21 protein-coding genes, 2 tRNA genes and 2 pseudogenes are annotated in these 23,808 nt (G+C 52.8%); 12 read left to right on the top strand and 13 right to left on the bottom strand.

The features are described 5' to 3' along the window. Positions 1 to 54: 54 nt before the first annotated feature. The 3 genes from agp to WFO64_RS02840 all read right to left on the bottom strand — a co-directional run bounded on the left by agp (position 55) and on the right by WFO64_RS02840 (position 2,279). Positions 55 to 1,764, bottom strand: coding sequence for a bifunctional glucose-1-phosphatase/inositol phosphatase (agp, locus tag WFO64_RS02850; RefSeq protein ID WP_337008728.1), 1,710 nt, complete (start codon positions 1,762 to 1,764; stop codon positions 55 to 57). A 271-nt stretch (positions 1,765 to 2,035) separates the two neighbouring features. After that, positions 2,036 to 2,123 (bottom strand) — tRNA-Ser (locus WFO64_RS02845). Between the two features lie 68 nt (positions 2,124 to 2,191). Next, positions 2,192 to 2,279 (bottom strand) — tRNA-Ser (locus WFO64_RS02840). A 220-nt stretch (positions 2,280 to 2,499) separates the two neighbouring features. On the opposite strand from WFO64_RS02840, the gene yccA reads away from it, so the two are divergent. Together yccA and WFO64_RS02830 are read left to right on the top strand one after the other, a co-directional pair. Continuing rightward, positions 2,500 to 3,153, top strand: a complete 654-nt coding sequence (gene yccA, locus WFO64_RS02835; RefSeq protein WP_285720706.1) for an FtsH protease modulator YccA — start codon at positions 2,500 to 2,502, stop codon at positions 3,151 to 3,153. Between the two features lie 105 nt (positions 3,154 to 3,258). Continuing rightward, entirely contained in the window at positions 3,259 to 3,585 is a 327-nt protein-coding gene (locus WFO64_RS02830) for a TusE/DsrC/DsvC family sulfur relay protein (RefSeq protein ID WP_337008726.1), read from the top strand. Here WFO64_RS02830 and yccX read toward each other — a convergent pair. Then, positions 3,586 to 3,864, bottom strand: a pseudogene (yccX, locus tag WFO64_RS02825) (acylphosphatase). An 85-nt stretch (positions 3,865 to 3,949) separates the two neighbouring features. Here yccX and rlmI point away from each other — a divergent pair. Next, complete coding sequence (rlmI, locus tag WFO64_RS02820) at positions 3,950 to 5,140, top strand: 23S rRNA (cytosine(1962)-C(5))-methyltransferase RlmI (protein ID WP_337008724.1); 1,191 nt, start codon at positions 3,950 to 3,952, stop codon at positions 5,138 to 5,140. Between the two features lie 57 nt (positions 5,141 to 5,197). Next, a complete protein-coding gene (gene hspQ, locus WFO64_RS02815; RefSeq protein WP_337008722.1) occupies positions 5,198 to 5,515 on the top strand; it encodes a heat shock protein HspQ in 318 nt (105 codons plus the stop codon). 31 nt (positions 5,516 to 5,546) lie between these two features. Here hspQ and WFO64_RS02810 read toward each other — a convergent pair whose 3' ends face one another. Continuing rightward, positions 5,547 to 5,966 carry a CoA-binding protein gene (locus WFO64_RS02810; protein ID WP_337008720.1) on the bottom strand — a complete coding sequence of 140 codons (420 nt, stop codon included), beginning with the start codon at positions 5,964 to 5,966 and terminating at the stop codon, positions 5,547 to 5,549. Between the two features lie 176 nt (positions 5,967 to 6,142). Between WFO64_RS02810 and WFO64_RS02805 the strand changes: the two genes are divergently transcribed. After that, positions 6,143 to 6,784, top strand: a complete 642-nt coding sequence (locus tag WFO64_RS02805) for a YccT family protein (protein WP_337008718.1) — start codon at positions 6,143 to 6,145, stop codon at positions 6,782 to 6,784. Between the two features lie 69 nt (positions 6,785 to 6,853). Next, complete coding sequence (gene mgsA / locus WFO64_RS02800) at positions 6,854 to 7,312, top strand: methylglyoxal synthase (RefSeq protein WP_337008716.1); 459 nt, start codon at positions 6,854 to 6,856, stop codon at positions 7,310 to 7,312. Between the two features lies 1 nt (position 7,313). Here mgsA and helD read toward each other — a convergent pair whose 3' ends face one another. Further along, the gene (gene helD, locus WFO64_RS02795; RefSeq protein ID WP_337008714.1) at positions 7,314 to 9,368 is read right to left on the bottom strand and encodes a DNA helicase IV; all 2,055 of its coding nucleotides are present in this window, start codon (positions 9,366 to 9,368) and stop codon (positions 7,314 to 7,316) included. Between the two features lie 123 nt (positions 9,369 to 9,491). Here helD and WFO64_RS02790 point away from each other — a divergent pair, with 123 nt between their 5' ends. Together WFO64_RS02790 and yccS are read left to right on the top strand one after the other, a co-directional pair. Continuing rightward, on the top strand, positions 9,492 to 9,932 hold the full coding sequence (locus WFO64_RS02790) for a YccF domain-containing protein (RefSeq protein WP_010669786.1): 441 nt from the start codon (positions 9,492 to 9,494) through the stop codon (positions 9,930 to 9,932). Next, positions 9,916 to 12,075: a YccS family putative transporter gene (gene yccS / locus WFO64_RS02785; protein WP_337009486.1), complete on the top strand. Its 2,160-nt coding sequence runs from the start codon at positions 9,916 to 9,918 to the stop codon at positions 12,073 to 12,075. The genes WFO64_RS02790 and yccS overlap by 17 nt, the downstream gene beginning before the upstream one ends. On the opposite strand, the gene WFO64_RS02780 is transcribed toward yccS, so the two are convergent. Then, positions 12,072 to 12,701, bottom strand: coding sequence for a TfoX/Sxy family DNA transformation protein (locus tag WFO64_RS02780; protein ID WP_337008712.1), 630 nt, complete (start codon positions 12,699 to 12,701; stop codon positions 12,072 to 12,074). The genes yccS and WFO64_RS02780 overlap by 4 nt on opposite strands. 210 nt (positions 12,702 to 12,911) lie before the next feature. Between WFO64_RS02780 and sulA the strand changes: the two genes are divergently transcribed. Together sulA and ompA are read left to right on the top strand one after the other, a co-directional pair. Next, the gene (gene sulA, locus WFO64_RS02775) at positions 12,912 to 13,403 is read left to right on the top strand and encodes an SOS-induced cell division inhibitor SulA (protein WP_337008710.1); all 492 of its coding nucleotides are present in this window, start codon (positions 12,912 to 12,914) and stop codon (positions 13,401 to 13,403) included. A 350-nt stretch (positions 13,404 to 13,753) separates the two neighbouring features. Beyond that, positions 13,754 to 14,824 (top strand): porin OmpA, encoded by a 1,071-nt coding sequence (gene ompA, locus WFO64_RS02770; protein ID WP_337008709.1) that lies wholly within the window; start codon positions 13,754 to 13,756, stop codon positions 14,822 to 14,824. A 97-nt stretch (positions 14,825 to 14,921) separates the two neighbouring features. Here ompA and matP read toward each other — a convergent pair whose 3' ends face one another. Beyond that, complete coding sequence (matP, locus tag WFO64_RS02765) at positions 14,922 to 15,389, bottom strand: macrodomain Ter protein MatP (RefSeq protein ID WP_337008707.1); 468 nt, start codon at positions 15,387 to 15,389, stop codon at positions 14,922 to 14,924. A 53-nt stretch (positions 15,390 to 15,442) separates the two neighbouring features. Between matP and WFO64_RS02760 the strand changes: the two are divergent. After that, positions 15,443 to 17,310 (top strand): annotated as a pseudogene (locus WFO64_RS02760) (AAA family ATPase). A 68-nt stretch (positions 17,311 to 17,378) separates the two neighbouring features. Continuing rightward, positions 17,379 to 17,897 carry a bifunctional 3-hydroxydecanoyl-ACP dehydratase/trans-2-decenoyl-ACP isomerase gene (gene fabA, locus WFO64_RS02755; protein ID WP_008925876.1) on the top strand — a complete coding sequence of 173 codons (519 nt, stop codon included), beginning with the start codon at positions 17,379 to 17,381 and terminating at the stop codon, positions 17,895 to 17,897. Between the two features lie 68 nt (positions 17,898 to 17,965). Here fabA and rmf read toward each other — a convergent pair whose 3' ends face one another. From rmf to WFO64_RS02730, 5 genes are all read right to left on the bottom strand, one after another. Beyond that, complete coding sequence (gene rmf, locus WFO64_RS02750; protein ID WP_008925875.1) at positions 17,966 to 18,133, bottom strand: ribosome modulation factor; 168 nt, start codon at positions 18,131 to 18,133, stop codon at positions 17,966 to 17,968. 278 nt (positions 18,134 to 18,411) lie between these two features. Then, positions 18,412 to 18,981, bottom strand: a complete 570-nt coding sequence (gene pqiC / locus WFO64_RS02745; protein ID WP_337008705.1) for a membrane integrity-associated transporter subunit PqiC — start codon at positions 18,979 to 18,981, stop codon at positions 18,412 to 18,414. Continuing rightward, a complete protein-coding gene (gene pqiB, locus WFO64_RS02740) occupies positions 18,978 to 20,621 on the bottom strand; it encodes an intermembrane transport protein PqiB (RefSeq protein WP_337008703.1) in 1,644 nt (547 codons plus the stop codon). Before pqiB ends, pqiC begins: the two co-directional genes overlap by 4 nt. Then, complete coding sequence (gene pqiA / locus WFO64_RS02735; RefSeq protein WP_337008701.1) at positions 20,608 to 21,876, bottom strand: membrane integrity-associated transporter subunit PqiA; 1,269 nt, start codon at positions 21,874 to 21,876, stop codon at positions 20,608 to 20,610. The genes pqiB and pqiA overlap by 14 nt, the downstream gene beginning before the upstream one ends. 14 nt (positions 21,877 to 21,890) lie before the next feature. Continuing rightward, positions 21,891 to 23,807 carry an ABC transporter ATP-binding protein gene (locus WFO64_RS02730; protein WP_337008699.1) on the bottom strand — a complete coding sequence of 639 codons (1,917 nt, stop codon included), beginning with the start codon at positions 23,805 to 23,807 and terminating at the stop codon, positions 21,891 to 21,893. Position 23,808: the final 1 nt, after the last annotated feature.

Here is a 23,808-nt window from a genome sequence, read left to right as displayed (position 1 = left end):
CATAAAAAAAACCCCGTCTCGACGGGGTTTTTTATTATCGGCCGGATAGCGCGATTACGGGGTCGCCACAGCCGCTGACTTTGATTCGTCGTTGTGCGCTGTGGCAGTCGTGTTAGCGGCGTTAGCCTTGTCAGCGGTGGCTTTATGGTCACTTGCTGATTCTACGGCCGCATTGTTCGCTTTCTCAGCTTCAGCTTTATCGGCTGCGGCTTTGTCCGCTTTTGCTTTCTCAGCGGCGGCTTTATCAGCTGCTGCCTTGTCCGCTTTTGCTTTCTCAGCGGCGGCTTTGTCGGCTGCTGCCTTGTCCGCTTTTGCCTTCTCGGCTGCAGCTTTATCGGCTGCTGCCTTGTCCGCTTTTGCTTTTTCAGCGGCGGCTTTGTCGGCGTCGGCTTTCGCTTTGGCCTCGGTCACTTTATCAGCCTCAGCCTTATCAGCGGCAGCATCCTGTGTCGTTGCTGCTTTCGCACTGCCGTCGTCTGACTGGGCAGCTGGTTGTGGTGCCGCAGGCTGCATTGGCGTGCCCTGTAGCGCAGCATTCAGTGCCTGAGAGAATTGATCCCAACTGCAATAGCCGTCTGCATTGGTCTCACAGCCAGCCAGCTGCAGCGTAACACGCTTCGGCGGGTTCTTCAGACTCAGCACGTCTGCGTTGCGCAGTTGATCGGCGCTCTGATAGACATACTCAACTTTGAGCAGATCCTTATCATTTTTCGCATCATGCCAGCGTTCGAAAACAACCTGACCGCCAATCGGCGTTTTTTCGAAGGTATCAGGCAGTTCATAAGGCTTGACCTGCAACGCGCTCAGCAGCGAGGCGATGTTTGAGTCATGGCCTACCATCAGCGTAATTTTTGGCGCGTTGGCTTTGTCCTGATCCACTAACTGACTGCGGATGTAATCCACCAGCGGAGCCGCCACTTCACGGGAAATGTCCGGGCTGGTAAACAGCGCGTCCTGGTAACCATTTTTAATCGCTGACAGCTCTTTCCACTGCTCAGGCGTTTTGATTTGGCCCCATGCAACCTGATCCAGCGGGAAACCTTCGTAATATTGCAACGTGAACGCATCCATCAGGGAATTACCCGTTTTCAGCGGGCCACTCACATTCGGTTCTTTACCATTTTCAGCGCTAAAGGTGTTCTGGCCACTGCTCAGGTCGCACTGCTTTTTATTGTTGCAAACCGGCGATCCTTTGTAGTCGACAATCTTTTCCAGGCGCTGGAAAGCAGGCTTCAGCGACAGTTTTTCGTTCGCGGCGGCCATCGCGGCCAACGCTTTCTTATTGAAGGCTTCGCTGCCATCTGTGATAACCGGATTGAAGATAGGATCCATGGAACCCATTTCATCCTGATGAGAGACAGCGACGTCACAGCCTGGGAAGGCACCATTAACAAAAAACTGGGCGGTGGCCACAGTGCGCTGCAGGCTGTTGGCGTAAACAAAGACGTTATTGCTGTCAGGACAGCTGCCGTTCTTCACCAGGCCCTGCTGTGCCAGCCACTGGCGGGTATAGTTACCCATGTAGACTTCCAGCACACCACCTTTAGTGGTCAGCTGTCCGCCGGGAACATCCCACTGCGGCCAGCTCTTTTTGGTCGACTGCGCCAGCACGCTGCCATTATCAGCCAGCGGTGCACGCAGATTGTGACGACTTAACATCAGCACCTGTTGCAGCTGCATATCACCCTCAGCAGCAAATGCTACCGTTCCGACCGGCAATGCAGCGAGCACTGACAATGCGCAAAGACTCAGTTTCTTGATCATTGGGCCTATTCCATTCATTCAGTAAAGAAACACTCTGGCTATCAACCGATTAGCTCGCCTCAGAGCGATGTAATCAACAGTGTAACTCAGCTCGCCTCAGAAAAGCGCCAGATGTTTGCAAAAACGGTGAGTGGACTATAGCAGAGATGCACCGGAGAGATGAATGCGCAGCCACGCATCACAGAGAGAGGCACGCTTTTTTCGGACAGGAAGAAGAAACAGAGAGGGCAGAAACGAAACAGGCCAGCACTGAGTGCTGGCCTGTAAAATGTGGCGGAGGAGGAGAGATTCGAACTCTCGGATGGTTTCCCATCGGCGGTTTTCAAGACCGCTGCCTTAAGCCGCTCGGCCACCCCTCCGTTTTGAAACGATACTGCATTGGCAAATGCATTTATTTTTGCCGCTTTATTGCCCAAGGCAGATAAAGTGGCGGAGGAGGAGAGATTCGAACTCTCGGATGGTTTCCCATCGGCGGTTTTCAAGACCGCTGCCTTAAGCCGCTCGGCCACCCCTCCGCAATGACGCGCACTATAAACACCCCGCTCAGTGATGTAAAGCCTGTAACTGTCTATTCGCCTGAAAAACAGCCAGATTGTAATTTTTCGGTGTTAAAACCGCCACTCTGCTCAATCAATTAGCAGATTAACGCGTAAAGAAGGGTAAAACGCCTTTTCCCTCATTAATGGCCTGCGTATTCTCGGCACATATTTAGTGTTCTGCTTAAAGGAGCGCAACATGGAAAGAATTGTCACTTCATCGCAGTCCTCACTGCTGTCAACGCACAGCGTTCTGCGCAATACCTATTTTCTGCTCGGACTGACCCTGGCCTTTTCAGCCGTTACGGCCACAGCCAGCACCCTGCTTGCGTTGCCCGCGCCTGGCTTAATCCTGATGCTGGTCGGCTTCTATGGCTTGATGTTTTTAACCTACCGCCTGGCTAATAGCCCGATGGGTATTCTGGCCGCTTTTGCTTTCACCGGTTTCCTGGGTTATTGCCTGGGGCCTATCCTGAGTTCCTTTTTAACTGCAGGTATGGGCGACGTGATCGCGCTGGCGCTGGGCGGCACTGCGCTGGTGTTCTTCTGCTGTTCTGCCTATGTGCTGACCACCCGTCGTGATATGTCCTTCCTCGGCGGCATGATGATGGCAGGTTTTGTGGTGCTACTGGTTGCTGTGGTGGCCAACATCTTCTTGCAGTTGCCGGCATTACATCTGGCCATCAGCGCCCTATTCATCCTGTTTTCAGCCGGTGCGATTTTGTGGGAAACCAGCAATATCATTCATGGTGGTGAAACCAACTACATACGGGCGACGGTCAGCCTCTATGTTTCGCTCTATAACATCTTCGTCAGCCTGCTGAGCCTGCTGGGTTTTGCCCGCAGTAACTAATCCGCAACGACAGTCAGACTGTAAAACCCCGCTTCGGCGGGGTTTTTGCTTTTACTACCCACGCGGTTTGATAAACTGCGCCGTCATTTACTGAGAGGATGTCACGTGAATTTTAACGGTAACGAAATCGCCGTCGATGCCGAAGGCTATCTGAAGAACCCCGGCGACTGGAGTGAAGCATTGGCGGCACACATTGCCGGGCAGGAAGGCCTCTCCATGACCGAGGCACACTGGGAAGTGGTACACTTTGTACGCGCGTTTTATCTGGAATATAACACTTCACCTGCCGTGCGAATGCTGGTAAAGGCGATGGCGCAAAAATATGGGGAAGAAAAAGGCAACAGCCGCTATCTGTTTCGTCTGTTCCCTGAGGGGCCGGCTAAGCAGGCAACTAAAATCGCCGGCCTGCCAAAACCGGCGAAATGTCTGTAATTAACCGGTAGTAAAACCGTGTGGCGGCTCTGCAGGCTGGTGCGGCTCCACCAGCACCTTATCAACGCGCGCGTTGCCGGGCCCGCCGGCTTTAAGCCAGGCGATCAGTGCATCGACCTGCGCCGCCTCACCCCAGGCAAGTACCTCTACACTGCCGTCATTCAGATTTCGCGCATAGCCCAGCACGCCCAGCGTCCTGGCTTCTGCCTGAGTACTGTAACGAAACCCGACGCCCTAGACGCGGCCATGAACCCATGCTTTAAAACAGGCTGCTGACATTATTTTCTCCTGCTGCTGTTCGTTGCAATTTTCTGTTATCCGCCAGACAATGGCGCCTCATTTTTTCAGGTAAGCATAGCAAACTATGACAGTCAGATTGATTCTCGCAAAGGGACGTGAAAAGTCCCTTCTCCGTCGCCATCCCTGGGTATTTTCAGGTGCCGTTGCACGGCTGGAAGGTAAAGCGCAGCTCGGTGAAACCATTGACGTTTGTGACAGCAACGGTAAATGGCTGGCACGCGCCGCTTATTCTCCTGAATCGCAGATCCGCGCCCGCGTCTGGAGCTGGCAGGCCGATGAATCTATTGATATCGCCTTTTTTGTTCGCCGTTTTGAACAGGCAATGCTGTGGCGCAAATGGTTGGCGGCCCACGATGGTCTGGACAGCTATCGCCTGATCGCCGGTGAATCAGATGGTTTACCGGGCGTCACCATTGACCGCTTCGGCAGCTTTTTAGTAATGCAGCTGCTCTCAGCAGGCGCAGAGTATCAGCGTGCGGCGATTATTACCGCCCTGCAGCAGTGCTTCCCTGACTGCGCCATCTACGATCGTTCTGACGTCGCCGTGCGTAAGAAAGAGGGGCTGGAGTTGACCCAGGGAACCGTCACCGGTGAATTGCCGCCGCCTCTGCTGCCGATTACAGAACATGGTATGAAACTGCTGGTTGATATCCAGGGCGGTCATAAAACCGGCTATTACCTTGATCAGCGTGACAGTCGTCTCGCCACGCGTCGTTACGCGCAGGATGCCCGTGTACTTAACTGTTTCTCTTATACGGGTGGATTCGCCGTTTCAGCCCTGATGGGGGGCTGTAAAGAAGTGATCAGCGTTGATACCTCTCAGGAGGCGCTGGACATTGCGCGTCAGAACGTTGAACTGAACGAGCTGGATCTTTTCCGCGCGCGCTTTGAGCGTGATGATGTTTTCAAACTGCTGCGCCGTTATCGTGACAGCGGTGAGAAATTTGATCTGATCATTATGGATCCGCCGAAGTTCGTCGAAAACAAAAGCCAGTTGATGGGTGCCTGTCGCGGCTATAAAGACATTAATATGCTCGCCATTCAGTTACTGAATCCAGGCGGCGTCCTGTTGACCTTCTCCTGTTCTGGTCTGATGGCCACCGATCTCTTCCAGAAGATCATTGCCGATGCCGCACTGGATGCTGGCCGTGAAATGCAGTTCATTGAACAGTTCCGGCAGGCAGCAGACCATCCGGTGATCGCCAGCTATCCGGAAGGTCTCTATCTGAAAGGTTTTGCCTGCCGCGTGATGTGACTTGAAAAATCGGCTCCTGACCCCATATTGGAAAAGAGCTTTTTTTCGGAGGTCACTATGATTGCCAGTAAATTTGGTATTGGTCAGCAGGTCCGTCATCGTTTGTCCGGCGTACTCGGGGTTATCGTCGACGTCGATCCTGAATACTCGTTAGATGAGCCTGCAATTGAAGATGTTGGCGCGGAAGAGAAGATGCGGACTGCGCCCTGGTATCATGTCGTGATGGAAGATGAGGAAGGCGATCAGGTTCATACCTATGTTGCTGAGATTCAACTTTCCGGCGAAACCAGCATTGAACACCCTGAGCAGCCTTCAATGGATGAGCTGGCAGCATCGGTACGTCAGCAATTAGAGGCGCCTCATCTGCGACATTAATCTGTGGCGGCACGCTCTGCCGCCACACTCATCATTTCTGACGCGTTATTCCCAGACGCGGAATTTCAATCTTCGGGCAGCGATCCATAACCACCGTCATGCCCGCATCCTGTGCCAGTACCGCTGCCTGCTCATTAATCACACCCAGTTGCAGCCATAATGTTTTTGCCCCCACGGCGATCGCCTCCTGGGCCACATCCCAGGCGGCTTGAGAATTGCGAAAGACATCCACCATGTCAATTTTGCCAGGCACGTCCGCCAGGCTGGTAAAAACCTGCTGCCCCAGCAGCGTTTTTCCTGCCAGTTTCGGGCTGACCGGGATCACGTCATACCCCTGGTCGAGCAGATATTTCATCACACCGTAACTGGGACGTTCGGGGCGATCACTTGCCCCGACTAAGGCGATACGTTGGGTGCGCGTCAGCACCTCACGAATTGTCTGATCGTTCATGTTTATCTCCTTTCAGGCCAGTGTTGAGTGTAGATTGGCGTACCCTTTAGCGGGTAAGCCCTCAGCGAAATTAATTGAACCCGTGCACGAATAAATATGTTTAAATGTAAATTAACTGCCATAATGTAAGAATTTGCTACACACCATCCGTTGTGTCTTCAGTTACCGGAGTTGAAATGAAGCTGTCGCTGGCTGTAACGGGGTTACTTACCCTCCTCGTTTCGGCGTCCTGTTCTGCCATCACATTAAAGCTCGATCCTCAGATCGATTTGCTGGTGCTGGATGGTCGAAAAATTTCAGGCTCACTTCTCAAAGGAGCGGATAGTTTAGAGCTGGACCACGGGCAGCATCAGTTTCTGTTTCGGGTAGAGCAGCGGCGCAAGGAACAGAATGAGAGTGTCATTTATTATCAGTCGGTACCGATGATCGTCACCTTCACCGCTGTGGCCAAAACCATCACCATTCGCTTACCTGCGCTGGAGACAAAACGCGAGCGTTATCATTTTGATCGCAGCCTGAACTTTCAGCTGGTGGATGAAAAGGGCAACGAGATTACCAGCGTGCGCGACCACTTGCCGGACACCACGACCACGGATATGGAAAAAGCGATGCTGAATTATAATCGCACCCACCAGACTGCCTCTGTGCCCCGGTTTGCAAATTCTGCTTCTGCTACGCCCTCTTCTGTTCGGCTTACCGCCGATCTGGACTGGACAACTCAGGCCGAACAGCCCTCACTGCACCGCTGGTTTCACCGCTTCGATGAAGCTACACGCCAGCAGCTACTGACGCTGGTCAAAATGCTACGTACGAGTTGATAGCGTCGAAAGGCCAGAGGTACACTCGAGCTCTCTCTTCTTGCGCATGAGCTTTACCAGGACGCCTTTATGGAACAGACTGTTCGTACCCTCGGCACCACAAAACATATCGCACTGGTCGCCCACGACCACTGCAAAGCCGCCCTGCTTGACTGGGTTAAACAGAACCAGCCCGCACTGGAATCGCACATCCTCTATGCCACCGGCACTACCGGGAATCTGATCAATCGTGATACCGGTCTGAATGTGACAGCCATGCTGAGCGGCCCGATGGGTGGCGATCAGCAGGTGGGTGCGCTGATTTCGGAAGGGAAGATCGATGCACTGATTTTTTTCTGGGATCCGCTCAACGCAGTACCGCACGATCCGGATGTCAAAGCTTTGCTGCGTCTGGCTACCGTATGGAATATCCCGGTAGCCACTAACCGCTCCACGGCTGACTTTATCATTCAGTCGCCACTGTTTGCGCAAAGCGTTGAGATTATGATCCCGGACTATCAGCGTTATCTGGCCGCTCGTCTGAAGTAACTCAGGCTTTACGCAGCACCGGCACACCCAGCTCGCGGAAGTGATCGACAAACGGTGACGGCGCTGCCTTATCGAACATCAGAAAAACCTGCTGACGCGCGCGCGTCAGTGCTACATAGGCCAGACGGCGCTCTTCTGCATCAGGGAACGCTTCTGGCTGCGGTAATAAGCCCTGTTCAATAATCGACTCGCGCGCCTCTGCCGGGAAACCCTCTTTACCCTGCTGTAATCCCAGCAGAATGACGTAATCTGCCTGCTGACCTTTGCTGGCATGAATCGTCGTAAATTCCAGATTGAGCTTCGGCCAGCGGGTTCTGGCTTTATCCAGTAAATCCGGCCGCAGATAGTGATAACGCGCCAGCAGTAGAATTCGCTCATCAGGCTTCGCGTAACCGCTGAGTTTGTTCAGCAAGGCTTCCAGTTGCTCCTGAGCCAGCAGCGAAATCGACTTTTTATTGCCTTTGGTAATGCTGTTAAGCGGTTTTGCCAGCTGCTGCGGATTCTGTTGTATAAATCGGTTGGCAATGTCGCCGATGCGATCGTTAAAACGGTAGGTTGTGTCCAGCACACAACGGTCGCCCTCACCAAAATAGTGATGGAATGACGTCGTCAGCATCATCTCTGCACCACTGAAGCGGTAGATAGCCTGCCAGTCATCGCCAACCGCAAATAGCGCGGTGCGCTTATTCTGCTGGCGTAATGCGCAAAGTAACGCGGCTCGTTGAGGCGAAATATCCTGGAACTCATCTACCAGAATATGTTTCCACGGACTGATAAACCGCCCTTTCTCCAGAATGGCGATCGCCTGGTGAATCAGCCCCGAAAAATCGACTGCGCCCTCCTCTTTTAATGCGCTTTTCCATGCTTTCAGCAAAGGTGCCATCAGTTTGATACGTTTACTGAACAGGTCCCGGACCTCTTCGGGCACATCCGCGATCATTGCCGCCTGTGCGCCGCCATGCATACGCATCAGACCGAGCCAGCGCTCCAGTCGTGACGCCAGCCGGTTTGCCAGGCTGTCATCATCCCAGAATGGCCCATCCGGCACTTCCCACTCAAGTTCGTCACGAAGCCACTGACGCCAGCCGTTTGCCATCGCCTTCTTTTCACGGCACTGCTGCCGCCACTGCTGGATCAGTAATGTGCGGCGCGCATCACCATCATTTTCTAGTTTGCTAATAACCGTCTGTTTATTACTGCCTTCACGGATGATATGCAGAGCCAGAGAATGGAAGGTCCGCGCCTGGATGTCAGCAGCGGAAAGCCGTGACTGAATACGTATGTTCATCTCATCAGCAGCCTGGCGGCCAAAGGCCAGCAACAGGATTTGATCGGCGCTGGCCAGCTTGCGCTGCATTAACCAGCCTGCCCGGGCCACCAGCACCGAAGTTTTACCGCTACCGGCACCTGCCAGCACCAGCAGAGAATTCTCGCCATTGACCACCGCCTCACATTGCGATTGATTAAGTGGCGTGCTCTCGACGCTGGCAAAGAAGGCCTGATAGCGGGTTAGCATGGCGGCAGTCCAGTCGCGGTTACGCTGCCGTAAGGCTGACTCGCCCTGCTCCAGCCAGTGCTGACAAAAAGCCCAATTATCACGGCAGTCAGTGAAATCTTTTAAGCGGGAGAGCGGCATCGGCAACGCATCGAACTGTTTACGAATTTTAGTTTTCAGCGCCTGCAACTCATGAAGGTTCAGCCAGCGATCCTGTGCGCTAAACGCTTCAATTTCATCACATACCGTCTGGAGCACCTCGCAGCACACCACGCTCATCTCCAGACTCCAGCTCTGCCAGGCCTGCAACAGATAGTGGTGAAAGCGTTGCGTTTCCTGCCATTCCGTCCCGTGTAGCCGGACCACTTTTTCATCGGCCAGCAAAAATTCCAGCTCGCCCCACACCAGCCCGCGCTTACAGGTGATATCCAGTAACTGGTTAAAGGGGATCAGATATTCATGCTTATCGCCACTGACTTCGACACCCGCCGCCATCAGACGGACACGATTATAAGGATGGCGGGCAAGCCGCTTGCCCATTGAGGTTGCTTTCAGTTCCACGCCGACACCAACGTCAGAGAATAGGATTAGGGGGAGTTTACCTGTCAGACCCTTGGCGCTCCAGCCTTAAAACAGGCTAAACTTGGCGTCACATCTTGCGGAATGCAAAAGGAAAAGAAGATCATGCGCACCGTTTTAAATATTCTCAATTTTGTTCTGGGCGGGTTTTTTACCACCCTGAGCTGGCTGTTTGCCACGTTAATCAGCATCGTGCTGATTTTTACCCTGCCGCTGACCCGCTCCTGTTGGGAAATCACTAAACTCTCGCTGCTGCCGTTTGGCAACGAGGCGGTACATGTTGATGTGCTGCGTCCGGAAAGTAAGAGTCATATTCTGAACACTGGCGGGACCTTTCTGAATATTTTCTGGCTGATTTTCTTCGGCTGGTGGCTCTGCCTTTCGCATATTTCCGTGGGAATTGTGCAGTGCATCAGTATCATCGGCATCCCGGTAGGGATTGCTAACTTTAAGATCGCCGCCATCGCGCTCTGGCCCGTTGGACGCAGGGTTGTGTCCGTGGAAGAGGCGCGTGCAGCGCGCGAAGCCAATGCCCGTCGCTATTAATATGATGTCCGATGCCGTGCCAGGCTGGCGGAAATATCTGTTTAACAGTACCTGGCGTTATTTGCTGAGGATCCTGTTTGCGCTGAGTGGTTGCGCCGCAATACCCTGGTGGCTTCATCAGATTGAGTGGACGATTCCTCTCACACTGGGAGTGGTCGCTGCTGCGCTGGCCGATCTCGATGATCGCCTGGCCGGTCGTCTGAAAAATCTGCTGATTACCTTACTCTGCTTCTGCATCGCTTCGGTTTCAGTAGAGTTACTGTTTCCTTATCCGTTCGCCTTTATTATCGGCCTGGCGCTCTCGACCTGGGGCTTTATTCTGCTGGGTGCCCTTGGCCAGCGCTACGCCACTATCGCCTTTGGTGCTCTGCTGATTGCAGTCTATACCATGCTTGGCATCGGGCTATTTAGTCAGTGGTATATGCAGCCGCTGCTGCTGCTGCTCGGCGCGCTGTGGTACAACCTGCTGACATTACTGGGTCATCTGATGTTTCCGGTGCGACCGGTGCAGGAACATATGGCCGGCAGTTTTTCACAACTAGCGCGTTACCTTGATGCCAAGGCAAATCTGTTCGATCCGGATGCTGGCGAGCAGGATGATGCCGCGTTTATCGATGCGGCGATGGTCAACAGCCAGTTAGTGGCGCAGTTGAATCTGACCAAAACCACTGTGCAAAGTCGTCTGCGCGGCGATCGCGGGTCGCGCGGGACACGCCGTAGTCTTCACTATTACTTCGTGGCGCAGGATATTCATGAACGGGCCAGCTCTTCCCATCTGCAATATCATCTGCTACGAGGCGACTGGCGCTATAACGAAATTCTGTTTCGCTTTCAGCGCCTGCTGAATATGCAGGCTCAGGCCTGTCGCCAACTGGCACATTGCATTCTGATGCGTGAAAGATGGGGACATGACAACCGCTTTGAGCGGGCATTTGAACGATTACAGAATGCGATTGAACGTCTGGAGCAGCATGAACCCGATGCTACACATACCCGCGCACTGTTCTGGCTGTTGCGCAACCTTCGCGCTATTGACGCACAGCTAGCTTCGATTGAATCGGAACAGACGCTGGCCGGTGAAGATCCTCAGCACAGTGACAATCTACTGTCGCGCGAAGGATTAAGTGGCTGGAGTGATATCCGGCTGCGCTTCAGCCGCCACCTCTCTCCCGCATCAGCGCTGTTCCGGCATGCTGTTCGCATGTCAGTGGTGCTCTGCATTGGATACGGTTTTATTCAGATAACCGGACTGGAGCGAGGTTACTGGATTTTGCTAACCAGCCTGTTTGTCTGCCAGCCTAACTACAACGCAACGCAGCGACGACTGGCCTTGCGCATCGGCGGGACACTGGCGGGGATTGCGATTGGTCTGCCCGTTTTATGGCTGGTGCCCTCGATTGAAGGTCAGTTAATCCTTATTGTTATCAGTGGCGTACTCTTCTTCGCTTTCAGGCAGGTGCAGTATGCTCAGGCCACACTGTTTATCACCCTGCTGGTGCTGCTCTGCTTTAACCTGCTAGGTGAAGGATTTGAGGTCGCCTTACCGCGAGTAGTCGATACCTTACTCGGCTGTGGGTTGGCCTGGCTTGCTGTCGCGTTTATCTGGCCTGACTGGCGCTTTCGTCAGTTACCGGCAGTGGCAGAGCGCACGCTAAAAGCGAATTGTCGCTATCTTGACGCAATCATGGAGCAATATCATCAGGGTAAAGATAATCGTCTCGGCTATCGTATTGCACGCCGTGATGCGCATAATGCGGATGCTGAACTGGCGTCGGTGGTATCAAACATCAGCAGTGAAATCCGCACCAGCCAGATGCTGCGCGATTCAGCTTTTCAGTTGCTGTGCTCCAACCACTCATTTCTGAGCTACATTTCTGCGCTGGGCGCCCACCGCGATAAAGTTACCGCGCCAGAACTGCTGGCACTGCTGGATGATACGGTGTGCTATGTTGAGGATGTGCTCCAGACAGAGATTGTCAGCGATGATCATGTTGAAACGATGCGCCATCAACTGGCTCAGCGAATCAGCCAGCTGACCGCAGATGCGGATACGCGTGCGCCGCTGGTGCTTCAGCAACTCGGTCTGCTGGTGGCATTAATGCCCGATGTCGCTCGCCTTCGCCGCACGCTAATTACCGACTAGCCTTCACCGCTTCTGCGATCAGGATTTGATAAGAGAGTACGCTGAAACCATGCATTCAGCTCGGCCCGGGTTGCCTGCGGCAACGCGGCGGCATGATGGCCCGTAATCGCTCCCTGCAGCGCAAGCAAGGTCTGAAAACCAACGTGCTGGTTGATCGCTTTTAACTTAAGCCAGCACTGTTTGGCCCCAATCTGATAGAGATGATTGACGCTCATCACACCCGCCTCATACAGCATCATCTCCATGCGTACACTGAGATTTGGCAGATCTTTTAACCGCGGAGAAGAGTGCCTGTCCTGCTGCTCCAGTTGCGCCGTTTCTAAAGAGGCAGCTGAGAGCGCCAGCAGATGGTCAGAATCGCGCCATAATGCCTCATCGACCCGAAAGTAATTGAGACTCACCAGTTTGCCCCGCTTGCGAAAAATCAGGGGTTGCAGAGGACGATCTGTAATGTATTCCCGCAGGGGTTCACTGGCACGCAGGTAAAGTTCATCTTTATTAATTAAGGCAAAAACTACGCTTTCAACAGCCAGGGCATATCCACCAAATTGGGTGCGAGACTCGATCGTTCCCAATGGGGCCAGGCGCGCTCTGGAGCGCTCTACAACCGGATTCACCTTTTTCATTGCACCACCTCCATGTAAGAAATATCTCGTAAATTACCTTGGGTATCAGGTAATTAGAAGATAGAAAAAAGCGTCAGCGGGTTCAATGAATAAATAACGCTTCAACTAATCTTGTCGCGTTTTTGCGAGACGTTTTCAGAAATTTGGGTTGATCTTTATCCAGGATGACAGTACTGTACATTCATACAGTCCACTGCGGGTGATTAACTTATGCGAACACAACATCCTAATAATGCACGCTATGCTCATCATTACGCGTCAGCTTCCATTCCGGCCTCTCAGGGCGGTGGAATTACTGAGTTACGCTACAGCGAACAGCCTGGAATGATGCAAATGTTGCTGTTACCGTTATTACAGCAGCTGAGTCTACAATCACGCTGGCAGTTGTGGTTAACACCGGCACATAAACTTAATCGTACCTGGCTGCAGGAATCGGGATTACCGCTGGATAAAAGTATGCATATCGCCGATTCTGAACGTCTGAATGCGGTTGAAGCAATGGTCAAGGCGTTACGTACGGGAAATTACAGTGTTGTTCTGGCATGGATTCCCTACGATCTTAATGAAGATGAGCGACGTCAACTTGAAATTGCGGCGGCTGAAGGTGAAGCGCTGGGTTTGATTTTACGTGCAAGTGGGACATCAGAAGCGCCTCTCAGACCGCAAACTGCGATAAAAATTCAGTCGGATTTGTTTCATTAAGTAAAAATCAGAAGTTTCCCAAGCTATTTTTCTTATCTGTCGTCGCTAAGCCACTGATTCTGTTAGTTCGAGTGTTGACAATGGTTTAGCCGGTTTTTCGGGCTTTTTGACACGACAATACTACCAGGTTAATTGTTAGAAATTGTGTATAAATCTCTGTTTTTTTACACAAGCGCCTCACATCATACTTGTAAGTTTCCAATCTCGTTGTAGACTTTATCTCGCCAGGGTGCTCAATAACCTCCGTTTTTTGCGGTAGAGTCATAAGCGAGCATTTTGACCCGGCGAAGGATTTAAACCAAGAGCAACCTTTTTGCTCATTGCCTATTTGGATGATAACGAGGCGCAAAATGAAAAAGACAGCTATCGCAATTGCAGTGGCACTGGCTGGCTTCGCTACCGTAGCGCAGGCCGCTCCGAAAGATGACACCTGGTACACCGGTGCTAAACTGGGCTGGTCTCAGTATCACGACACTGGTTACTACGGTAACGGTTACGAGAACAACAACGGTCCAACTCATGAAAGTCAGCTAGGCGCAGGTGCGTTCGTTGGCTATCAGGCAAACCCATACCTGGGCTTCGAGCTGGGCTATGACTGGCTGGGCCGCATGCCTAACAAAGGTACTGTGACAAACGGCGCATTCAAAGCACAGGGCGTTCAGCTGGCCGCTAAACTGAGCTACCCAATCTACGACGATCTGGACGTATATACTCGTCTGGGCGGCATGGTATGGCGCGCAGATGCAACGCAGACTAACCCAACTAATGGCCGCATCAGCGACCACGACACCGGCGTATCTCCGCTGGCTGCTGTTGGTGTTGAATATGCGCTGACCAAAAACTGGGCTACCCGTCTGGATTACCAGTGGGTTAACAACATCGGCGATGCACAGACCGTTGGTACCCGTCCAGACAATGGCATGCTGAGCGTAGGCGTTTCATACCGCTTCGGTCAGGATGACGTCGCTGCTCCGGCTCCGGCTCCGGCTCCAGCACCAGCTCCAGTTGTTGAAACCAAGCGTTTCACTCTGAAGTCTGACGTTCTGTTCACCTTCAACAAGTCTACCCTGAAGCCAGAAGGTCAGCAGGCTCTGGATCAGCTGTACAGCCAGCTGAGCTCAATGGATCCTAAAGATGGTTCCGTTGTCGTACTGGGCTTCACCGATCGCATCGGTTCAGAGCAGTACAACCAGAAACTGTCTGAGAAACGTGCCCAGTCAGTTGTAGATTACCTGGTCTCTAAAGGTATCCCTTCTAATAAGATCTCTGCACGTGGCATGGGTGAATCTAACCCAGTTACCGGCAACACCTGTGACAGCGTGAAAGGCCGCAATGCCCTGATCGACTGCCTGGCACCGGACCGTCGCGTAGAAATCGACGTTAAAGGTATCAAAGACGTTGTAACTCAGCCACAAGCTTAAGTTTATACGTAATAAAGAACCCCGCTAATGCGGGGTTTTTTTTATGCCAGTAATAAATTTCGGTCTAAAGCATACAGACTATGACTTCCCTGCCTGTTTATTCGCTTTCTGAACCCGATTTACCCAGAATCGCCTGCAAATCCTGCTTCAGACTTGACATTTGAGTGGCATATTTCTCTTTGCGTTCTGCATCTTCTATCAGCTGTACAATCGTTTCAGAGAGCGTGCAGCCGCGCCGTTGTGCCAGACCTGCCAGTCGCTGCCAGACAAGATATTCCAGGTCTATCGATTTTTTACGGGTATGCTGATGTTCCGCGTTGAAATGGCGTTTTCGACGAGCACGAATGGTCTGTTTCAGTCGGTTATCAAGATCAGAATGGATATGCTCAGCAATCCATTCATTGACCGTGACCGGATTATTTTCCATCTCCAGCAGCTTCTCTACTGCTGCCTGCGCCGCGCTTAACTCAAGGTGACGGGTGATCAGTTCACCTTCCCGATGTTTTTTCACCAGGTATTTCCACTTCCATCCACATTCAAGATTTTCGAGTTGCTGGTATTTCATCGGAATCTCATCGTGATCACGTAACGAACTAAGAATAACAGCTTTTTTCCCGGATGCAGCAACGAAAAACATGCTGTCATCATCACATCTTCAACAGGAAGTCTGCAGTGCTTAACAAGGGTGAATCCTGTATAATCTCGCTTTTCTTAAAAAGACAAATGCGATTATTTTGACCAGCACTCAACTTACGTGGCAGACCTTACAGCCAGATAGCGCGCAATACCAATCCGTTTTCTCCCGAATTGCTGATGAAGAAACTGATGCTCTGGCAACGGTACAGCCCCGGTTGCTGAATGCACTGGCGCATTTACACCACCAGACGCAAGGTTTCCCGTTACTGCTGGTTCGTAGCCAGGAGAATCGCGATTATCTGGCATTTATTGCCCAGGCCGCGCAGCGGGTCATGGCTGACAGTACCACTCTGTACGGCGGTGATTACCATATCATGGCTGATAACGTCACGCTTCAGCCCCCCTCTGATCCTCAACGCCCGTTCACCAGTCAAGGGGGTATTCACTTTGCTGAGTGGATTGAGATGGAGCAGTTGTTTGGCTGCGTGCGTCAGTATAAAGACAGAATCCAGCTGGAACCTGGCCTGATCCATCGCGCTAATGGCGGCACGATGGTGCTGTCACTGCGTAGCCTGATGACGCAGCCGATTCTCTGGTTGCGCCTCAGGAAGTGTATTGAGCAAGGCTATATTGAATGGATATCCCAGGATGAATGCCGGCCGCTACCAGTCTCGATTCCTCCTTTGCCGCTCAGCCTTAACCTGGTCCTGTGTGGCGATCGGGAAGCGCTGGCAGACTTCCAGGAACTTGACCCTGAAGCGCACGAAATGGCCATCTATACTGAATTTGAAGAGAACATTCAGATTCTGGATGAAGATGACATGCTTGCCTGGTGTCGCTGGAACGCTGAACTGGCGCAACAGGCAGGTCTCCCCTTGCCGGAATCGGACTTCTGGCCAGAGCTGATCAAGGAAGGTGTCCGCTACAGCGGCGATCAGGATACCCTGCCACTTTGCCCGCGCTGGCTGCAGCGCCAGATGCGCGAGTCGACCCTGATGGGTGATGAACTGAATGCTGAAGCGCTGCGTGATGCGCTGGAAGCACGATTGTGGCGCGAGAATTATCTCAATGAGCGGATGCGTGACGAGATCCTGCTGCGACAGATTTTGATTGAAACCGAAGGCGAAGTGGTCGGTCAGATTAACGGTCTGTCGGTCGTGGAATATCCTGGCCATCCCCGTGCCTGGGGCGATCCTTCGCGTATTACCTGTGTGGTCCATCCCGGCGATGGTGAGTTCATGGATATTGAGCGCAAAGCGGAGCTGGGCGGTAATATTCATGCCAAAGGTATGATGATTATGCAGGCTTACCTGATTGCAGAGCTGGAACTCGATCAGCAACTGCCCTTCTCAGCCTCAATGGTCTTTGAGCAATCTTATTCCGAAGTTGATGGTGACAGCGCCTCGCTGGCTGAACTCTGCGCCTTAATCAGCGCGCTGGCCACTCAACCGATCAACCAGCAAATAGCCGTGACCGGATCGGTCGATCAGTTCGGTAACGTACAACCGGTAGGCGGGCTGAATGAGAAGATCGAAGGCTTCTTTGATATTTGCCATCAGCGAGAATTGACAGGTCAGCAGGGTGTGATTATTCCCGCCTGCAATGTGCGTCATCTCAGTCTTAATCAGGCCGTTGTCAGTGCGGTTGAACAGGGCCGCTTCCATATCTGGGCCATTGACCGTGCCGATGAAGCGCTACCGCTGCTGACCGGTAAAATCTGGAGTACCGAGGATGGTCAGGGCGATTGCCTGCTGAATACCATCCAGGAACGCATTAGCCTGTTCAACCAGCCGGACATACCGCAACGTCCCTGGGCGCTGCGCTGGCTTAACTGGTTCAACCACCGTTAATCCAATTTGCTCAGCGTACAACTGTTCGCTAATATTCGTGATTCACTAAAACAAGGCTTATTGAAAACATGGTAGATAAACGCGAATCCTATACCAAAGAAGACCTGATTCTGTCGGGTCGTGGTGAACTGTTTGGCGAAAATGGTCCGCCGCTTCCATCTGGCAACATGCTGATGATGGACCGCGTGGTCAAAATGACCGAAGACGGCGGCAAATATGACAAAGGTTTTGTTGAAGCGGAGCTGGATATCAATCCTGATCTCTGGTTCTTCGGCTGTCACTTTATTGGCGATCCGGTGATGCCTGGTTGTTTGGGCCTGGATGCCATGTGGCAACTGGTCGGTTTCTATCTGGGCTGGCTGGGCGGCGAAGGTAAAGGTCGTGCGCTGGGTGTGGGTGAAGTGAAATTTACCGGCCAGGTCCTGCCTGAAGCGAAGAAAGTCACTTACCGCATTCACTTTAAACGCGTGATCAACCGTAAACTGGTCATGGGCGTGGCAGATGGTGAAGTGCTGGTTGACGGTAATCTGATCTACACCGCCAGCGATCTTAAAGTCGGCCTGTTTAAAGATACTGCCGCTTTCTAAGTTTTTCCGCTGCAAACAAAAACCTCCGCGCATGGCGGAGGTTATATTCCCTTTTCAGTGACATCCGGTTATGCAGCTACCGATCTGTCCTCCATGGCTTGTCGCCAACCTCCCAACCAGTGAGACTTAGCGTCAATCAACTGATACGGACACATCTCTTTTGAGCGTCCAGTAATGCCTGCCTGATAACCACGTGAATGGGCGCGTTCGAGTCGGTCTCGTTTCTGTCTCTTCATACTCCGTATCCCTCATGTAAGGTCTGTGGAATCTGGTGGAAAGAAAAGTGGTGAATTAATGTTCAACCACCCTTATGTTCTACCTCCTGCGCACCCAAAGATCAATGCCCAATCTTCATACCAGTGTCATAAATGTGACCTCAGCAGGTAGAAATAAAGACGTTTTGTGATGCATGCGGCAACACTATCTTTCTGATTAAGCTAATAAAAAAGCCCCTGAGCGATGTCGAAAAAGGACGACATGCATTCGGGGCTTAGCTTATTTATTCACATTAATCTTAATTTAACGCAACCACACTATTGGCAATCTTCTGTGCCGTCTGTTGCCAGCCCGTCGCCAGCGTTCTAACCATTGCATCGTAGCCATCTTCGGTCTGCGGTAGTACCAGGTTAAACGCCTGTTTGGTTAGCCGTCCCTGATGTTCCAGCGTCCATTCACCACTGATAATCGCTTTGCCATCATAGCGTCCCTGGAACCCTGTGACGGTCACATTCAGCGTGTCGTGCTGCGCGCCTAAAGGTGATCCTGCCACCAGCCGACCTGGCAGCGCCTTCCCGAGGTTAGTAATCAGTGTTTGCTGCAGCTGCTGATCAAGCGGGCTGGCCCAGAGATTATTCGCGGCGATGACATATTTAACATCGCTGGTCTGGTAAACCAGCCCATTGCCTGCCAGATAATCGGGAACCGTCACCTGCTGCACCCACAACATCGGTTGCGGTTCATTCAGCTGGCTGCTACTGACCTGCATGGAAGCCGCCCCGGAGGGCAGCTGATACCATGTATTGTCAACACTGCTACTGCACGCACTCAAGACCAGCGCGGCACAAAGTATCAATCCTTTATTCACTGTTTCGCCCTCTTCGGCTGGGGATCCTGTCCCGGTTTCGCCTCAAATACCAGCGCATTGCTCTTGGTATTAAGCGTTCTCAACACCGGCTGAAGTTCACGCAGTACCTGATCCAGTCGCTGCATATCTCCTACCAGCTTGCTGTACGCAGGTGAACCTGGTTGCAGGCCTTTCATGCTGCGGTTCAGTTCGCGCAATGTTTGCTGCAAGTCTTCCGGCAAGGTTTTCATGGCCGGACTGGCGGTAACTTTGTTGATATTGTCGATGGTACGCTGCAGGTCACGCATCGTTTTCTGGCTCTCTTTCAACGTACCTGTCGCTTCATTGACCATGCCATTCAATGGCAGACTGTTGATCTTATCCAGCGCCGCCATCAGCTTCTGCTGAATCTGGCTCAGGCCACCACTGACCGTTGGGATAACTTCATAGCCAGAAACTTTCTCAGGGCCTTTGTATGCCTGCGCATTGTCATAGAAGTCGAGATCGACATAGAGTGCGCCCGACAGCAGGTTGCCGGTTTTCAACGTCGCACGCAGGCCACGTTTTTTACCATCCTGCAGATGCTGCTCCAGATCGAAGTTCTCGCCCAGTCGGCTGACAAAGCGATCCGGCTCAATGCGGATCAGCACCGGCACGCGATAATCATTATTCAGCGCCTGGTCCAGACCGGCTTTCATTAATGGCGCTTCTGATACGGTACCCAGACGAATGCCACGGAATTCTACCGGCGCCCCCGCCTGCAGGCCACGGATCGAGTCGGAGAAGAACATCACATAATCGATATGGTTGGTATAGAGCGAGTCCTGAATGCTGCGCTGATCGTCAAACAAATGATAGTCAGACTGATTTTTCGCAGGCTGACCCAGCATCCAGCCATCCGGCACATCAAAGCTAACGCCGCCACTGAACAGCGTGGTCAGCGATCCCATCTCCACCCGCATTCCTGAGGCGGACATATCCACAGCAATGCCGCTATCCTTCCAGAAGCGTACGTTGGTAGTAATCAGGCGATCGTAAGGCGCGGCGACAAACAGCTGATAGGTCATCATGCGTTTATCGGTATCAAACACACTGGTCTCGACCGTACCGACACGATAACCGCGAAACAGCACCGGATCACCCGGATTGAGCTGACCCGCTTTCTTGCTGTCCAGCACGATACGAATACCTTTGGCGTCCGGTGGCGCTAACGGCGGTGCATCCAGCAATTTAAATTGCTCAGGTGGCTGTTTTTTGGAACCGGGCTGCAGTTCGATATAGGCTCCTGACAGCAGGGTGCCAAGACCGCTGATCCCTTCGCGGCCCACCTGCGGCTTCACTACCCAGAAAACGCTGTCGCTGTGCAACAGTTTTTCCATGCCTGCGTTCAGGCGCGCTTTAATTTCCACATGGTGAAGATCGTCGCTTAACACCGCGCTCTCCACCACACCCACATCCACGCTGCGGCTTTTAATCGTGGTTTTACCCGCAACAATGCCTTCGGCGTTTTCGGTGATTAAGGTGACTTCTGGCCCCTGATGGCTGAAGTGGTAAAAGAGGATCCATCCGCCAATCAACAGCGTAACGATGGGGACAATCCAGACCGGCGACCAGCGCTTAATCTGTTCCACTTTTGCATGGCCGTGGTTAGTTTCCGTCAAGGCGCGACTCCTTCATCTTGTTTTCGCGTACACGATCCCAGGTTAATCGCGGGTCAAAGGTCATGGCAGCAATCATGGTGATAATCACCACCATCGCAAACAATACTGCCCCCCACGCGGGATAAACATTCATTAATTGCCCCATACGCACCAGCGCAGAGAGCACGGCAATCACAAATACGTCGATCATTGACCAGCGTCCAACAAATTCGACCACTTCATAAATTTTGTGCATCCTGTGGCTGTCTCGTTGTCCGCGTCCGCTGGCATCCCAGCAAAGCCAGCCAATCGCCAGCATTTTCAGCGTAGGCACCATGATACTGGCGATAAAGATCACCAGCGCCACCGGATAGGAACCGTCGCCCCACAGCAAAATCACCCCCGCCATAATGTTGGAGGGATAAGCTGTGCCGAGCGTTTCAGTCACCATGATGGGCATCAGGTTAGCCGGGATATAAAGCAACACCGAGGTCATTAACAGCGCCAGCGTCCACTGCAGGCTGTGTTTACGCCGTGCCTGGGCCGTGACGCCGCAGCGGGGACACTGATGCTCGGCTTCGGGCAGAATGACGGTACAGCAAGGACAGGCGCGCAGGCCCTGCTCTAAACCACTGATGCCCACTTCGGGCGGATGGGGTATCGCAGGTCGGGGTGACAGGCTGTCCCACAAGCCCCGTCGGTCAACGCACTGAAAGGCCCGCAACTGCAGCAGACAGAATAGCACCCAAGGCCAGAAGCTGGTCTCCAGTCCGATCTCGCCATAGGCCATCAGCTTAACGAAACTGACCAGCACACCCGCCATAAAAATTTCTGACATGCCCCAGTTACGCAACTGAAACAGAATGCGTGCCAGACCGATTCTGAGCCGGGCTGGCAAGGGTATCGGATTGACCAGCAGGATAATGGTTATCATGCAGAAGGCCGGAACCGCCTGTACAAATAGCAGAAACAGCGTCGCCAGGCTGCTGTAATCTTCCGTCACCATTACCTGTGGAATCTGCGCCAGCGTTATCTGGCTGGTCAGCCCCGCCACCTTCATTGAGATAAAAGGAAACAGATTCGCCAGTAGCAGCATAAACAGAGCCGCCAGCGCATAGCCCGTCGGTCGTTTACGCGGTTCGTGCCAGTTGGCCGTCAGAGAAGTGTGGCAGCGCGGGCATGAAGCACGGCTGCCAACGGGTATGTCCGGCAGCTTAATCATTAAATCGCATTGTGGACAGAGCATCCACGCGTTACTTTTCACTGCTGAACACATCTGTTAGCCCTGCCCTACGCGCCGTTTTTTAGTGACTCAAGCTCTTCCCAGCGCGCAAAAGCCGTTTCCAGCTCCTGTTCAGCCTGAGCCAGATTATCCAGCACCGGTTGCGTCTGATCGTGTGCCTGACTGAAAAAGTCTGGGTGACTCATTTTCGCCTGCAGTTCACCGATACGCGCTTCCAGCTGCTCCAGCTTTTGCGGCAACTGTTCCAGCTCACGCGCCAGATTGTAACTGAGCTTATTCACGCTACGCTTCGCATCACCCTTTTCTGCTGCGGGCTTAGACGTGTGGCCAGTCGCTTTCACCGGTGAAGCAGATTTGTGCTGCCGGTAGGCGGCACGCTGCTGCTGAGCATCATGATACCCGCCAACAAAGGTTCCGATTTCACCATTGCCTTCAAAAATCCAGCACTCAGTGACGGTATTGTCGACGAACTGACGATCGTGGCTCACCAGTAAGACGGTGCCCTGATAACCATCAATCAGCTCTTCCAGCAGTTCCAGCGTTTCGACGTCAAGGTCGTTGGTTGGTTCATCCAGAATCATCAGATTGCTGGGACGCAGGAACAGACGCGCCAGCAGCAGACGGTTGCGTTCACCACCTGAAAGGGCGCGCACCGGCGTCATGGCACGTTTGGGATGGAACAGGAAGTCCTGCAGATAGCCCAGTACGTGACGCGGTTTGCCATTGACCAGCACTTCCTGCTTGCCTTCGGCCAGGTTGTCCATCACGGTGCGATCCGGATCCAGTTCAGCGCGATGCTGGTCAAAGTAGGCGACTTCCAGTTTGGTGCCGGAATGCACGCGGCCATGGTCAGCTTTCAGCTGTTGAAGCATCAGGCGCAGTAAGGTCGTTTTACCACAGCCGTTCGGCCCGATCAGCGCAATTTTGTCACCACGCTGAACCTGTGTTGAGAAATCCTTCACCAGCACTTTGCCGTCTACCGCGTAGTCGACATTTTCCAGCTCGAACACAATCTTACCGGAGCGGGATGCTTCGCCCACTTGCATGTTGGCCTTGCCCATCACTTCGCGACGTTCTGAATGTTCACGACGCAGCGCTTTCAGCGCACGCACACGGCCTTCGTTACGGGTACGACGCGCTTTGATGCCCTGACGGATCCACACTTCTTCCTGCGCCAGTTTGCGGTCAAATTCAGCGTTCTGCATCTCTTCAACACGCAACGCTTCCTCTTTGCCTTCCAGATAGAGATCGTAGTTACCCGGCCAGGAGACCAGTTTGCCACGGTCGAGATCGACAATGCGCGTTGCCATATTGCGAATAAACGAACGGTCATGCGAGATAAAGACGATGCTACCGCTGAAATTCTTCAGGAAAGTTTCCAGCCAGTCGATGGTTTCGATGTCAAGGTGGTTAGTTGGCTCATCCAGCATCAGGACGCGCGGGTTACTCACCAGCGCACGGCCTAGCGCTGCTTTACGCAGCCAGCCACCAGAGAGCGACGATAGCTCGGTATCGGGCTGCAGACCAATCTGCTCCAGCACGTCATTGATACGGCTCTCCAGCTGCCACAAATTCTGATGGTCGAGAATGCTTTGCAGACGCGCCATCTCATTAAGATTTTTATCGCTGGGATCTTCCATTACCACATGGGAAATGGCGTGATAGGCTTTCAGATGCTCAGCCTGCTCTTCAACCCCCTCGGCCACGAAGTCGTACACCGAACCGGTAATATTGCGTGGCGGATCCTGTTGCAGGCGCGCGACCACCAGATCGGTTTCATAAATAATGCGACCATCATCCAGTGGCTGCTCGCCATTGATGATTTTCATCAGCGTGGATTTACCCGCACCGTTACGTCCCACCAGACACACGCGTTCGTTCTCTTCGATGTGAAGTTCGGTATTGTCTAGCAGCGGCGCATCGCTGAATGAGAGATAAGCGCCGTGAATACTGATTAATGACATG

This window comes from Pantoea sp. AS142, assembly GCF_037152305.1.
In the GTDB taxonomy this organism is placed as follows: Bacteria; Pseudomonadota; Gammaproteobacteria; order Enterobacterales; family Enterobacteriaceae; genus Pantoea.
The sequence above is the reverse complement of the archived record's forward strand: the minus strand, read 5'-3'. Positions and strand labels throughout refer to the sequence as shown.